Source organism: Streptacidiphilus fuscans (genome assembly GCF_015690355.1).
In the GTDB taxonomy this organism is placed as follows: domain Bacteria; phylum Actinomycetota; class Actinomycetes; order Streptomycetales; family Streptomycetaceae; genus Streptacidiphilus; species Streptacidiphilus fuscans.
In genome coordinates, this window is the sequence record NZ_JADPRT010000010.1 from 193,666 (window position 1) to 205,894 (window position 12,229).

Below are 12,229 nucleotides of genomic sequence, written 5' to 3' on the forward strand. Positions count from 1 at the left end.
CGACCGGGGGCTAAGCAGCCTCGGCGGCGGCGATCCCCGGAACCATCGAGGGAACCGGCAGGCCCAGCTTCGCCGCGAGGCGGGCTGTCGGGCACGGGCGGGCGCCCTCGTGGCCGAGCAGCGCCTGGATCCGGCGGACGCAGGAGCCGCAGTCGGTCCCGGCCTTGCACCCCTTGGCGACCTGGCGGGGCGTCTTGGCGCCCTGGGCGATCTCCTCGCGCACCCGGTCCTCGGTGACGCCGTGACACACGCACACGTACATCGCGGATCCTCCAGGACGGGGTTCGGTCTACCTCGTGATGAGCTAAGGCTTACCTTACCCAGAGCCCGCCCGCAACGAAAAGGCCCCCTCGGCCGAAACCGAGGGGGCGTACGTCACACGGGCCGGGATCGCCCGACAGCAGCAGGGCTCACTGACCCCGGTACATCTCCGCCACCAGGAACGCCAGGTCCAGCGACTGGCTGCGGTTGAGGCGCGGGTCGCAGGCCGTCTCGTAGCGCTGGTGCAGGTCGTCGACGAAGACCTCGTCGCCGCCGCCGACGCACTCGGTCACGTCGTCGCCGGTCAGCTCGACGTGGATGCCGCCCGGGTGGGTGCCGAGCGCGCGGTGCACCTCGAAGAAGCCCTTGACCTCGTCGAGCACGTCGTCGAAGCGACGCGTCTTGTGGCCGGTCTCCGCCTCGAAGGTGTTGCCGTGCATCGGGTCGCAGATCCAGGCGACCTGCGCGCCGGACGCGGTGACCTTCTCGACCAGGTTGGGCAGCAGGTCGCGGACCTTGCCCGCGCCCATCCGGGTGATGAAGGAGAGGCGGCCGGGCTCGCGGTCCGGGTCGAGCCGGTCGATCAGCGTCAGCGCGTCGTCCACCGAGGTGGTCGGGCCGAGCTTGACGCCGAGCGGGTTGCGGATCTTGGACGCGAACTCGATGTGCGCGTGGTCCAGCTGACGCGTGCGCTCGCCGATCCAGACCATGTGGCCGGAGACGTCGTACAGGTTGCCGGTACGCGAGTCGACACGGGTCAGCGCCGTCTCGTAGTCGAGCACCAGCGCCTCGTGCGAGGAGAAGAACTCGACGGTGCGGAACTCCTCGGGGTCCACGCCGCAGGCGTTCATGAAGGCGAGCGCGTTGTCGATCTCCTTGGCCAGGCGCTCGTAGCGCTGGCCCGAGGGCGAGTTGCGCACGAAGTCCTGGTTCCAGGCGTGCACCTGGCGCAGGTCGGCGTAGCCACCGGTGGTGAACGCGCGAACCAGGTTCAGCGTGGACGCGGAGGCGTGGTACATCCGCTTGAGCCGCTCCGGGTCCGGGATCCGGGACTCGGGGGTGAACTCGAAGCCGTTGACCGAGTCGCCACGGTAGACCGGCAGGGTCACCCCGTCGCGGGTCTCGGTCGACTTCGAGCGCGGCTTGGAGTACTGGCCGGCGATCCGGCCGACCTTGACCACCGGCACGGAGGCGGCGTAGGTCAGCACGACGGCCATCTGCAGCAGCGTCTTGAGCTTGTTGCGGATGTGGTCGGCGGAGACGCCGTCGAAGGCCTCGGCGCAGTCGCCGCCCTGCAGCAGGAACGCCTCGCCGCGCGCAACGGCCCCGAGCCGGGCGCGCAGCTGGTCGCACTCGCCTGCGAAGACGAGCGGCGGATACGAGGTGAGGTCCGCAAGCACGTTGCGCAGAGCCTCGGAATCCGGCCATTCAGGCTGCTGCGCCGCGGGAAGGGACAGCCAGGAGAAGTCCTGGGCGTGGGTGTCAACGTTCACGGTCACGCAGCAAGGCTACGTGGTCACAGAGACGAACCGGGCGCGCTGCCCGATTACTGAGACACGCGGTGGACAACTCCCCCCGCCGTCGCCCCCGACGCGCCCGGTGTCCGCTACGCTGTGCTCCGTGAACACGCAGTCGCACACCTACTCCTGGTGGTGGACCGTCCCCGAGGCGGCCCACTAGCGCGCGTACCCACGCAGACTTCACGGCCGCCCCTCGGGGCGGCCGTTTCTCGTCTCACGACGACCAGCGAGCAGCCTCCCCAGGGGCGGTCCCGATCCGACCGGAATCCCCGACCGGATCCCGACCGGACTCCGACAGGAAGGCCCCTCGTGACCAGCACCGACGCATCCGCCAGCGCCCTCTGCGACGCTCTCGTCCACCGGCTGGCCGCGGGCGGCGAGCCGTTCGCCCTGCTCCACCGCCGCACGCCGCGGCTCGCGCCCGACACGGTCGAGGTGCTCTTCGGCGAGGTCGGCACGTACGAGACGCTGGCCGAACTGCCGCTGCCGGAGGGCGTCCCCGCGTCCGGGCGCCCGACCCACGACCTGCTGGCGCTGGTCCCCTACCGGCAGATCCGCGAGCGCGGCTTCGAGGTCCACGACGACGGCACCCCGCTGCGGGCCCTGCGGGTGCGCGAGTCGTACGCGCTGCCGCTGGCGCAGCTGCGCGCGGCGCTGGCGGCGCTGCCGGACCAGCGGGTCGAGCTGCGCGACGGCGGCTTCGAGGTGGACGACGCCGCCTACGCCGAGATCGTGCGCCGGGTCGTCGCCGACGAGATCGGCCGCGGCGAGGGCGCCAACTTCGTGATCCGCCGCGACTTCACCGGCACGCTCGACGGCTTCTCCCCCGCGCTGGCGCTGACGCTGTTCCGGCGGCTGCTGGAGCAGGAGCGCGGCGCGTACTGGACCTTCCTGGTGCACACGGGCGATCCTCTCGCCGGAGGCGAGGCCCCGGGCGTCTGCTTGGTCGGCGCCAGCCCCGAGGTCCATGTACGGCAGAACGCCGGGACGGTGGTGATGAACCCGATCTCCGGCACCTACCGCTACCCGGCCGAGGGCCCGTCCCTCGACTCGCTGCTGGCGTTCCTGCACGACCCCAAGGAGCTGGAGGAGCTCACCATGGTCGTGGACGAGGAACTGAAGATGATGTGCACCGTCGGCGACCTGGGCGGCCAGGTGCTGGGGCCGCGCCTGAAGGAGATGTCCCGCCTCGCCCACACCGAGTACGAGCTGCGCGGACGCACCACGCTCGACGTGCGCGAGGTGCTGCGCGAGACCATGTTCGCGGCCACCGTGACCGGCAGCCCGGTGGAGAACGCGACCCGGGTGATCACCCGTCACGAGCCCACCGGGCGCGGCTACTACGCCGGTGCGCTGGCGCTGATTGGCCGGACCGCGCTCGGCGGCCAGACGCTGGACTCGCCGATCCTGATCCGCACCGCGGACATCGACCCGGCCACCGGCCGACTCGCCGTCGGGGTCGGCGCGACCCTGGTCCGGCGCTCGGACCCGGAGTCGGAGGTCGCCGAGACGCACGCCAAGGCGGCGGGCGTGCTGGCCGCGATCGGCGCGCTGCCGCCGCGTCCGCGTCGGACGGGGGCGTCGGCGGCGTCCGTAGCCGCGCCGGTGCTGGCGGAGAACCACCGGGTCCAGCGGGCGCTGAACGCGCGGCGGACCAACCTCTCGCCGTTCTGGCTGACCATGCAGACGCCCGCGGCCCAGGCACCGGCGGAAAGCCACGCCCTGGTGATCGACTGCGAGGACACCTTCACCTCGATGCTGGCCCACCTGCTGCGCTCGCTCGGCCACCGGGTCACCGTGCGCCGCTGGGACGTCCCGGGCCTTGTCGAGGCGGTGGCCGCGCACGACGGACCCCTCGTCCTCGGTCCCGGCCCCGGTGACCCGGCCGCCGACGACCCGAAGATGGACGCCATGCGCGCGCTGGTCGCTCAGCTGGCCGCCACGGGACGGCCGCAGGGCTTCCTCGCAGTCTGCCTCAGCCACCAACTCCTGTGCGCGGCACTGGGCCTGGAACTGCACCGGAAGGCGACCCCGTACCAGGGCGCGCAGGAGCGGATCGAGCTGTTCGGCCGGGAGCAGACGGTCGGCTTCTACAACACGTTCACCGCGCGCTGCGACGACGCCACGGCGGAGGCGCTGGCCGCACGCGGCATCGAGGTGAGCCGCGACCCGCTGACCGGCGACGTCCACGCCCTGCGCGGCCCCGGCTTCGCGGGCCTCCAGTTCCACCCGGAGTCGGTGCTGACGCTGGACGGCGTCGGGATCGTCCGCGAGCTGACCGAGGGGCTGACCGTCGGAGCCCTCCAGGCCTGAACCGCCGCCGGGCCTGAACCGCCTGCGGGACCGGACCCGTCAGCGGCAGGGCCGCGGCGGGTTCGGGTCGAGCTCGCGCATCCGGTCGGCCAGGGCGGCGAACGCGTCCGGGCCCATCGGCGCGACGACGCGTTCGCGCAGCGCCGCCGCCAGGGCGAGGGCGGCGGCCATGGCCACCTCCTGGCCCTTCTCGGTGAGCGCGGCGAGCACCACACGCCGGTCCGTGGGCGACGGCTGACGGGTGATCAGACCCGCCTCACTGAGCCGGTCGGCGACCTTGGTGGTGCCGGCGGTGGTGAAGTTCAGCGTCGCGGCGAGCTGGTTCATCGGGGCGGACTGCTCGGTCGTCGAGGTCAGCAGGTACCAGAGCACCTGGAACTCCGAGGGCGCTATCCCCGCCTGGCGGTCGACGTCCGCGAGCAGCTCGTCGGTGAGGCGCCGGAAGCCGGACTGGAGGGTGTTCCACTGATCCAGCAGCCGGAGGTCCGCCTCACCCGGGCAGCCGGAGCCGTGGTCCGGAACCTGCCGCTCCACCATCGCCCGCATCCTCCCTCGTCAGCGACCTGCTCTTGCACAGATTAGCAACGCTGGCTATCGTGCAACCAGTTATTGGCTAACTGGCTACTGAATATCCAGCTATCAAGCACCAGGCTAGCTATCTGGCGAAAGGACTGCCCCCATGCCCGCCACCACCCCCACCGCAGCCACGGATGCCGCAGCCGCTCTGAAGGCGCTGCCCACCGGCACGTACCGACTGGAGACCGGCGCCTCCGAGATCCGGTTCCGCCACAAGACGATGTGGGGCCTGGTCACCGTCAAGGGCCGGTTCACCGGCTTCTCCGGCGCGGGTGAGATCCCCGCCGACGGCAGCGCCGCCTCGGGCTCGCTGACCATCGACGCCGCCTCACTGGACACCAAGAACGCCAAGCGCGACGAGCACCTGCGCCACGCCGACTTCTTCGAGGTCGAGCGCCACCCGGAGCTGGTCTTCCGGGCCACCGAGGCGCGCCCGCAGGCGGACGGCACGGTCGCGGTGACCGGCACCCTCACCGTCCACGGGGTCACCGAGCCGCTGGCGCTGACCGCCTCCGTCACCGGCCACAGCCCCGACTCGGTCACGCTGACCGCCCACGTCGAGATCGACCGCGACCGGTTCGGCCTGGGCTGGAACAAGGGCAACATGATCAAGGGCCTGACGTCGGTCGACGTCACCCTCACCTACAAGCAGGCCTGAGCGCCGAAGCACCTCTGAAGGCCTCCCCCGCAAGGGAGTTCACGCCTCCTCGTCGAGCCCCGCCTCGATCGCGTAGCGGACCAGCTCGACCCGGTTGTGCAACTGGAGCTTGCCCAGGGTGTTCTGGACGTGGTTCTGGACCGTGCGCGGCGAGAGCACCAGCCGGTCGGCGATCTGCTTGTACGGCAGGCCCTTGGCCACCAGCCGCAGCACCTCCGTCTCCCGCTCCGTCAGCTTGGGGACGGCCGGGGCGGGCTTGCCGGCGGGCACGGGCTCGGCGGCGAGGCGGCGGAACTCGCCCAGCACCAGCCCGGCCAGGCCGGGCGTGAAGACCGCGTCGCCCTGGGCGGTGCGGCGGACCGCCTCCAGCAGGTCCTCGCGGCTGGCCGACTTGACCAGGTAGCCGGTCGCGCCCGACTTGACCGCCTCCAGCACGTCGCCGTGCTCACCGCTGGCGGAGAGCACCAGGACGCGGGGCGCCTTCTCGGACGCCATCAGCTGGCGGCAGACCTCGACGCCGGGGCGGTCCGGCAGGTTGAGGTCGAGCACCACCACGGCGGGCTGGACCGCCCGGCCGCGCTGGACCGCCTCGCGGGCGTCGCCCGCGGTGGCCACCACGTCGAAGCCCGCGTCCGCGAGGTCGCGCGCGACGGCCTCACGCCACATCGGGTGGTCGTCGACCACCATCACCCGGATCGCCTCGGTCACCGCTTCGACTCCTGCCTGCTTCCGCTCCGCTGCCCCGGGGCCGGTTTGGGCACCCGCAGCTCGACCTCCGTGCCCTGACCGGGGACCGAGACGATCTCGGCCGTGCCGCCCAGGTCGCGCAACCGGCCGCGGATCGACTGGGAGACCCCGAGCCGTCCCTCGCGTTCGGCCTCGCCCAGCCGCGCCGGTTCAAAACCCGGCCCCTCGTCCCGGACGCTGACCACGACGGCGTCCGGCTCGTCCTCGACCAGGATCCAGGCGCGCGCCTGCTCGCCCACATGCCGGGTGACGTTGTCGAGCGCCGCGCCGACGGCAGCCGCCAGCTCACCGGCCGCGTGCGCGGCCAGCAGCACCGGCGTTCCGGGCTGGGCCACGGTCACCCGGGGGCTGGTCAGCGGGGCCAGCAGCACGCGCAGGTCCTGCGGCACGTCCCCGCCCGGAGCCGGGGTCCGACGGTCCTGGAGCGGCACCGAGGCGCTCAGCGGACCGGACGACGCGGCCGTCGCGGCGGCAGAGGCGGAGGGCGAGGCGGTGATGGCCGGGGTGGGGTTGTTGAGCCCCTGCGCGATCAGCAGCCGCAGCGCGCTCTCCTGCTCGCCGGCCAGCGCGGCGATCTCGCCCGCCTCGCCGCCGATCTCCGCGCCGCGCCGTTTGACCAGTGCCAACACCTGGAGCACGCCGTCGTGGATGTCCCTGGCCAGCCGCTCGCGCTCGCGCGTCGCCGCCTGGATCTGCAGGGCGCGGGCCAGCGTCTCCTCGCTCTTGCGGGCCACCTCGACCACGAAGCCGATGGCCACGCAGGAGAGCATCAGCAGCACGATGTTGTGGACGTTGGAGGACGTCGGGCCGTTGGCCTCGATGATGTTGGCGACGCCGACCACCAGACCCGCCACGGCCGCGGGGAACCAGCCGCCGTAGACGGCGAAGCCCAGCACCATCCCGGCGGCGCGGATGGTCGGCAGCGTCACGTCGCCGCCGACGACCCAGCTCCAGCCGTCGAAGACGCGGGTCAGCAGGATTCCGGTCACCACCAGCACGCAGTCCGTCAGCAGCCAGGGCCAGCCGCAGCGCTGCTTGGTGGAGAAGACCTTGACGGTGCCGAAGGTCCACACCGTCAGCACCAGGAGGTAGAGCCACGCGCCGACCTGGTCGGTGTAGTGCTGCTCGTGCTCGGCGTAGCGGCCTATGGCGTAGAGGAGGGTGAGGATCCGGAACGCGCCGATGGCGGTCCAGAGCGGTTGCTCCACGGAGAAGGACCCGCCGGTCGCCCCGGTCGAGCCACTCGCGCCGGTCGTGCCTACCACTGCGTCCTGTCGGCCGGAGCCGGGACGTATGCCCCCGAGCACGCCTGTCTCCCCCTACGACTCTTCTGCTTTACCTTGCTTGGCCTGCTTCTTCGCGTCCTGGAGCTGACGCTTGGCGGCGGTGGCGTAGATGTCCACGTACTCCTGGCCGGACAGCCGCATGATCTCGTACATCACCTCGTCGGTGACCGAGCGCAGAATGAACCGGTCGTTCTCCATGCCGTGGTAGCGGGAGAAGTCCATCGGGCGGCCGATCCGGATGCCCGGACGGACCCCCAGCTTGGGCAGCACCTGGCCGGGCGGCTGCAGCTTCTCGGTGTCGATCATCGCGACCGGGATCACCGGCGCGCCGGTCGCCAGCGCGATCCGGGCCAGGCCGCCGACCTTGCCGCGGTAGAGGCGGCCGTCCGGGGAGCGGGTGCCCTCCGGGTAGACGCCGAAGAGCTCACCGCGCTTGATGACCTCGATCCCGCTGCTGATCGCGGCCTCGCCCGCGCCGCGCACGCCGGAGCGGTCGACCGGCAGCTGTCCGACGCCCTTGAAGAAGGCCGCCGTCAACTTGCCCTTGAGCCCCGTCCCGGTGAAGTACTCGGACTTGGCGATGAAGGTCACCCGGCGTCGCGGGATCATCGCGGGCAGGAAGAAGGAGTCGGAGAACGAGAGGTGGTTGCTGGCCAGAATGGCCGGGCCCTCCTCGGGGATGTTCTCCATCCCCTCGACCCACGGACGGAAGAAGATCTTCAGCATCGGGGCGACGATCATCTTCATGAACCGGTAGAACAACCCAGGACCTCCATACTCACCTGACCACCGAGAACCTTAGTCGCGTTTGCGGAAAAGTCCCCCCTCGGCGGACGCCACGGGAACACAGGCGCTGTACGGGTGCGTTGCGGACATGGGACGATGACTGCTACTGCCGCGTAGGCCGTTTTCGGAAGGACCACAGATGCCGCTGCTGCCCGGCGCCGAGCCGTACCGCCACCGCGGCGGCCCGGTGGGAGTTCTGGTGTGCCATGGCTTCACCGGCTCGCCCTTCTCGATGCGCCCCTGGGCCGAGCGCGCCGCCGCCGAGGGCTACAGCGTCTCGCTTCCCCTGCTCCCCGGCCACGGCACCCACTGGCGGGACCTCAACACCACCCGCTGGCAGGACTGGTACGCGACGGTCGAGCGCGGCTACCTGGAGCTCGCCGAGGAGTGCGAGCAGGTCTTCGTCTTCGGCCTCTCCATGGGCGGGCTGCTCGCGCTGCACCTCGCCGCCCAGCAGGGCGCGGGCGTCAGCGGGCTCGTGCTGGTCAACCCGCTGGTCCGGATGCCCGGACAGTCGCACGTGGCACTGCCGGTGGTGCGCCACCTGGTGCCGAGCCTGCCCGGGATCAGCAACGACGTCGCCAAGCCCGGTGTGGAGGAGGGCGGTTACACCCGCACCCCGCTGCACGCCGCGTGGTCGATGAAGCAGCTGACGAAGATCGTCCAGGCCGAGCTGCCGACGGTCACCCAGCCGCTGCTGCTCTTCCGCAGCCCGCAGGACAACGTGGTGCCGCCGCCCAGCGGCAAGCTGCTGATGGACCGGGTGGGCAGCACGGACCTCACGGAGCGGCTGCTGGAGCGCAGCTACCACGTCGCCACGCTGGACTACGACGCCGAGACGATCTTCGACGGCAGCGTCGACTTCGTCCGCCGGCTCACCGTCCCCGTCACGAAGGGCTGAGGCGCGATGGCGGAGGAGCGGGACGCGTCGGGTACGGACGGCAGCGAGGCGGGGCGGTCCGACGACGAGCTGTTCGCGGAGCTGGTGGCCGGGTTCGACGAGCCGGTGGCCGAGGAGGAGCGCAGCTGGCCCGAGTCCGAGGATCTGTCCGAGAGCGACCTGAACGACCTGTCCGGGTTCACGCCGCAGTCGCGGCCCCGCCCGGTGAACCCGCCGGTCAACCGCCCGGCGATCCGGCCGCTGCCGATGGTCCCGGCGGTGCCGCCGGTCGACCCGCGCTCCTGGACGCCCGCGGAGGACCCGGACGAGGACCACTACGTCCCGCCGGACCCGCGCGACCTGCCCAAAGCGGAGACGCCGACCCGGATGGCGCTGCTGTCGCTGATCGGCGGCATCGTCCTGGCCCTGCTCGGCGGCTTCGGCCAACTCCCGGGCATGGCCACCTTCCTGGGCGTCGCCTTCGCGGCGGGCGGCGTGGTGACGCTGGTCGCGCGGATGAAGGACACGGACGACGACGACCACGACCGCGACGACCCGAACCACGGCGCGGTGGTCTGATCCGACGTCAGGGACGCTGCGACTGACGGGGCTTGGCGGCCCTCCGGGCCCGTCTGACCCTCCCGCTCAGGACAGCCGCAGCGCGGCCAGGACCGGGCGGTGGTCGGTGGCCAGCGTCAGGTCCTTGCCGCGCAGCCCGGGGAACCCCTCCCCGACGGCACCGCAGGCGAGGACCTCGACGTCCCGGGTGGCGAAGACGGCGTCGATGCGCCGCGACGGCTCCGCGGACGGGAAGCTGTACTCGCCGCCCCAGGGCCGGGTCGCCCAGCCGTCCTGCAGCCGGGAGCCGAGCAGCTCCCAACCGGGCTCGCCGGGACGCTCGTTGACGTCACCGCCGACCAGCGAATGGGCCACGTCCAGCCCGTCGAGATGGTCGAGGTGGTCGAGCAGCAGCGCGCACTGACGACGGCGCTCGTCGCGGTCCAGCGAAAGGTGACAGCTCGTCAGCGAGAAGGGCCGGGCCGAGCCGAGGCGGACCACCGTGGTCGCGAAGCCGCGCTGGTGCAGCCCCGGTGTGCGCGGCAACAGCACGTCGTGGACGGAGAGCGGCAGCGCGCGCAAGCGGCCCAGCAGCAGCGGCCCGGCAGCGCTCCTGCCGCCGCTGAGCACCAGCAGTCCGGTCGAGCGCGCCAGCCAACCCGCCTGCGGACGGGGGAACCAGAAGCGCGGCGACTCCTGGAGACAGACCAGGTCCGGCTCCAGCGCCCGCAGCACCCGGACCACCGCGGTCCGGTCGTCGCGCAGCGAGCGGATGTTCCAGCTCACCACCCTGACGATCTCCGAGCCGTCCGACTGCGGCCCGGACGCCGGCAGCTCCCAGCGCCGCTCGGTCGGTGCGGTCGGTGCAGTCGGCGCGCTCGGCGCGGTTGCCTCGGGAGGTGCGGTCGGTGCGCTCGCCTCGGTCATGAACCGAGTCTGACGGCTCAGTCCTGGCGGGCCAGGTCCGCCGCGCCGATGATGCCGGCGGCCGAGCCGATGGTGGCCAGCACGACCTCGGCGCGCGGCCGGTGGACACCGCCGATCAGGTACTTCTCGAAGGCCTTGGCCACCGGGTCGAGCAGCAGCCGACCGGAGTCGGAGACGCCGCCGCCGAGGACGAAGACCGCCGGGTCGAAGAGCGAGGCCAGGTCGGACAGTCCCCGGCCGAGCCAGTCGGCCAGCTCGTCGTAGACGTCCAGGGCCAGCGGGTCGCCCTCGTTCGCGGCCTGGGTGATCTGGCTGCCGGTGATGGTCTCGGCGACGCCCTCGTTCAGCTCGAGAAGCCGCTTGCCGCGCACCGGGTCGGCGGCCGCCGCCTCGCGGCCGTAGCGGCGCAGGGCGCGACCGGAGCCGTACTGCTCCCAGCAACCCTTGGAGCCGCAGCCGCAGGGCAGGCCGTCGGGAACCATGTTGAGGTGGCCGATCTCGCCCGCGACGCCGAAGCTGCCGCGGTGCATCCGGCCGTCGATGACGATGCCGCCGCCGATCCCGGTGCCGACGGTCACCATCACCATGTCCTGGTGGCTGGCCGCCGCGCCGAAGCGGAACTCGCCCCAGGCCGCCGCGTTCGCATCGTTCTCGATCACGGTGGGGAGGTGGACCAGGTCCTCGATCCGGGCCTTTAGCGGCTCGTTCTCCCAGGCGATGTTCGGGGCCATCAGCACCGTGGAACGGTTCCGGTCGATGTAACCGGGGGCACCGACGCCGACCGCGGTGACGTCGTGCTCGCTGCGGAGCTCCTTGACGGCGTCCGCGATCGCACCGACGGCCCACTGCGGATCGGCGGGCGTGGGCACGCGGGTGCGCGCCAGGATCGTCCCGTTCTCGTCCACGACACCGGCTGCGATCTTGGTGCCGCCGACGTCCACGCCGATGGTCAGTCCCATGTGTCCCTCAGTCTTCGGTGGTTCCCCGCTGGGCGGTACCGTACCCGGCCATGGGGGGCCGGGTACACACTTCTGCGTACATTAGCCGAAGACAGGTTGCGATGGTTGCGTCGGGCGGGTTCAGAAGTCGTAGGCACTGAGTCAGCCAGGTCCAGACCGCGGTACAGACCAATCCGGCCCAAAGCTCAGCCCAGAGCTCAGTCGAGGTCGATGTGCTCCGAGTCGCCCTTCTTCGGCGCCGACCAGCGGCGTTCGGAGGCTGAAACCGCCGCGCGGTACGCCGCGATCAGCTCGCCGCCGGCCGCCAGCAGGTGTCCGTAGACGGCGGGGCTGCTGCTGCGCAGCGGTGCGGCGAGGTTCTGCAGCACCTCCATCGGGTCCGCGCTGCCGCTGGTCACGGAGCTGACCTTGTCGCCCACGGCGGAGGCGAACTTGCGCACCTCGTCGACCAACGGCCCGAGGTCGCCCGCGAAGGGGAAGTCCGTCGCGGAGGACGCGGAGGACCCGGAGGACGCGCCCTGCTTCTCCTCGGCCGCCTCGTCCTCGACCGGGACAGGCTCGTGCTCGTGCTGGGCGGCGCTGTCCGCGGCGGCGTTCTCGGGAACGGCCTCGACGTCCGGCTCGGCCCAGCTGTCGTCGTGCTCCTGGTCGGTCAGGTGCTGCTCGGCCACAGCCTCCGCCCACACATCCTCGATGCGACCGTTCTCAGCGTGCTTCCCGGCGCTGCTGTCGTCGGCACTGGTCATCGTGCTGCTCCT

Annotated in this window: 13 protein-coding genes; 4 read left to right on the plus strand and 9 right to left on the minus strand. The window is 71.9% G+C overall.

All coding sequences use genetic code 11. The features are described 5' to 3' along the window. Nucleotides 1-10: 10 nt before the first annotated feature. Entirely contained in the window at nucleotides 11-262 is a 252-nt protein-coding gene (locus I2501_RS23715; RefSeq protein ID WP_196196191.1) for a (2Fe-2S)-binding protein, read from the minus strand. Between the two features lie 148 nt (nucleotides 263-410). Beyond that, nucleotides 411-1,760, minus strand: coding sequence for a class II 3-deoxy-7-phosphoheptulonate synthase (locus I2501_RS23720; protein WP_196196192.1), 1,350 nt, complete (start codon nucleotides 1,758-1,760; stop codon nucleotides 411-413). Nucleotides 1,761-2,090: 330 nt separating this feature from the next. Between I2501_RS23720 and I2501_RS23725 the strand changes: the two genes are divergently transcribed. Next, nucleotides 2,091-4,094 carry an anthranilate synthase family protein gene (locus tag I2501_RS23725; protein ID WP_196196193.1) on the plus strand — a complete coding sequence of 668 codons (2,004 nt, stop codon included), beginning with the start codon at nucleotides 2,091-2,093 and terminating at the stop codon, nucleotides 4,092-4,094. 39 nt (nucleotides 4,095-4,133) lie between these two features. Here I2501_RS23725 and I2501_RS23730 read toward each other — a convergent pair whose 3' ends face one another. Further along, the gene (locus I2501_RS23730; protein WP_236047046.1) at nucleotides 4,134-4,631 is read right to left on the minus strand and encodes a MarR family winged helix-turn-helix transcriptional regulator; all 498 of its coding nucleotides are present in this window, start codon (nucleotides 4,629-4,631) and stop codon (nucleotides 4,134-4,136) included. A gap of 142 nt (nucleotides 4,632-4,773) precedes the next feature. Here I2501_RS23730 and I2501_RS23735 point away from each other — a divergent pair, with 142 nt between their 5' ends. Further along, the gene (locus tag I2501_RS23735; RefSeq protein WP_196196195.1) at nucleotides 4,774-5,328 is read left to right on the plus strand and encodes a YceI family protein; all 555 of its coding nucleotides are present in this window, start codon (nucleotides 4,774-4,776) and stop codon (nucleotides 5,326-5,328) included. Nucleotides 5,329-5,367: 39 nt separating this feature from the next. On the opposite strand, the gene I2501_RS23740 is transcribed toward I2501_RS23735, so the two are convergent. The 3 genes from I2501_RS23740 to I2501_RS23750 are packed head-to-tail and all read right to left on the minus strand — an operon-like array spanning nucleotide 5,368 to nucleotide 8,123. Further along, on the minus strand, nucleotides 5,368-6,015 hold the full coding sequence (locus tag I2501_RS23740) for a response regulator (protein ID WP_196196331.1): 648 nt from the start codon (nucleotides 6,013-6,015) through the stop codon (nucleotides 5,368-5,370). Nucleotides 6,016-6,032: 17 nt separating this feature from the next. Continuing rightward, the gene (gene macS, locus I2501_RS23745) at nucleotides 6,033-7,340 is read right to left on the minus strand and encodes a MacS family sensor histidine kinase (protein WP_196196332.1); all 1,308 of its coding nucleotides are present in this window, start codon (nucleotides 7,338-7,340) and stop codon (nucleotides 6,033-6,035) included. A 54-nt stretch (nucleotides 7,341-7,394) separates the two neighbouring features. Continuing rightward, nucleotides 7,395-8,123: a lysophospholipid acyltransferase family protein gene (locus tag I2501_RS23750; RefSeq protein ID WP_236047049.1), complete on the minus strand. Its 729-nt coding sequence runs from the start codon at nucleotides 8,121-8,123 to the stop codon at nucleotides 7,395-7,397. Nucleotides 8,124-8,286: 163 nt separating this feature from the next. Here I2501_RS23750 and I2501_RS23755 point away from each other — a divergent pair, with 163 nt between their 5' ends. Beyond that, entirely contained in the window at nucleotides 8,287-9,048 is a 762-nt protein-coding gene (locus I2501_RS23755; RefSeq protein WP_196196196.1) for an alpha/beta hydrolase, read from the plus strand. 6 nt (nucleotides 9,049-9,054) lie between these two features. Next, complete coding sequence (locus I2501_RS23760) at nucleotides 9,055-9,606, plus strand: DUF202 domain-containing protein (protein ID WP_196196197.1); 552 nt, start codon at nucleotides 9,055-9,057, stop codon at nucleotides 9,604-9,606. 66 nt (nucleotides 9,607-9,672) lie between these two features. Here the strand turns inward: I2501_RS23760 and I2501_RS23765 are convergent, their stop codons facing one another. The 3 genes from I2501_RS23765 to I2501_RS23775 form a co-directional block, all read right to left on the minus strand. After that, nucleotides 9,673-10,512, minus strand: a complete 840-nt coding sequence (locus tag I2501_RS23765) for an endonuclease/exonuclease/phosphatase family protein (RefSeq protein WP_196196198.1) — start codon at nucleotides 10,510-10,512, stop codon at nucleotides 9,673-9,675. A gap of 17 nt (nucleotides 10,513-10,529) precedes the next feature. Continuing rightward, nucleotides 10,530-11,471, minus strand: a complete 942-nt coding sequence (locus tag I2501_RS23770; RefSeq protein WP_196196199.1) for an ROK family glucokinase — start codon at nucleotides 11,469-11,471, stop codon at nucleotides 10,530-10,532. A 197-nt stretch (nucleotides 11,472-11,668) separates the two neighbouring features. Continuing rightward, a complete protein-coding gene (locus I2501_RS23775) occupies nucleotides 11,669-12,217 on the minus strand; it encodes a DUF5304 family protein (RefSeq protein ID WP_196196200.1) in 549 nt (182 codons plus the stop codon). Between the last annotated feature and the right edge of the window lie 12 nt (nucleotides 12,218-12,229).

Bases quoted from the DNA above. Each gene is read 5' to 3' on its own strand.
- I2501_RS23715 (WP_196196191.1), bottom strand. From the start codon at position 262: ATGTACGTGTGCGTGTGTCACGGCGTCACCGAGGACCGGGTGCGCGAG.
- I2501_RS23730 (WP_236047046.1), bottom strand. From the start codon at position 4,631: ATGGTGGAGCGGCAGGTTCCGGACCACGGCTCCGGCTGCCCGGGTGAG.
- I2501_RS23735 (WP_196196195.1), top strand. From the start codon at position 4,774: ATGCCCGCCACCACCCCCACCGCAGCCACGGATGCCGCAGCCGCTCTG.
- I2501_RS23740 (WP_196196331.1), bottom strand. From the start codon at position 6,015: ATGGTGGTCGACGACCACCCGATGTGGCGTGAGGCCGTCGCGCGCGAC.
- I2501_RS23755 (WP_196196196.1), top strand. From the start codon at position 8,287: ATGCCGCTGCTGCCCGGCGCCGAGCCGTACCGCCACCGCGGCGGCCCG.
- I2501_RS23760 (WP_196196197.1), top strand. From the start codon at position 9,055: ATGGCGGAGGAGCGGGACGCGTCGGGTACGGACGGCAGCGAGGCGGGG.
- I2501_RS23765 (WP_196196198.1), bottom strand. From the start codon at position 10,512: ATGACCGAGGCGAGCGCACCGACCGCACCTCCCGAGGCAACCGCGCCG.
- I2501_RS23770 (WP_196196199.1), bottom strand. From the start codon at position 11,471: ATGGGACTGACCATCGGCGTGGACGTCGGCGGCACCAAGATCGCAGCC.
- I2501_RS23775 (WP_196196200.1), bottom strand. From the start codon at position 12,217: ATGACCAGTGCCGACGACAGCAGCGCCGGGAAGCACGCTGAGAACGGT.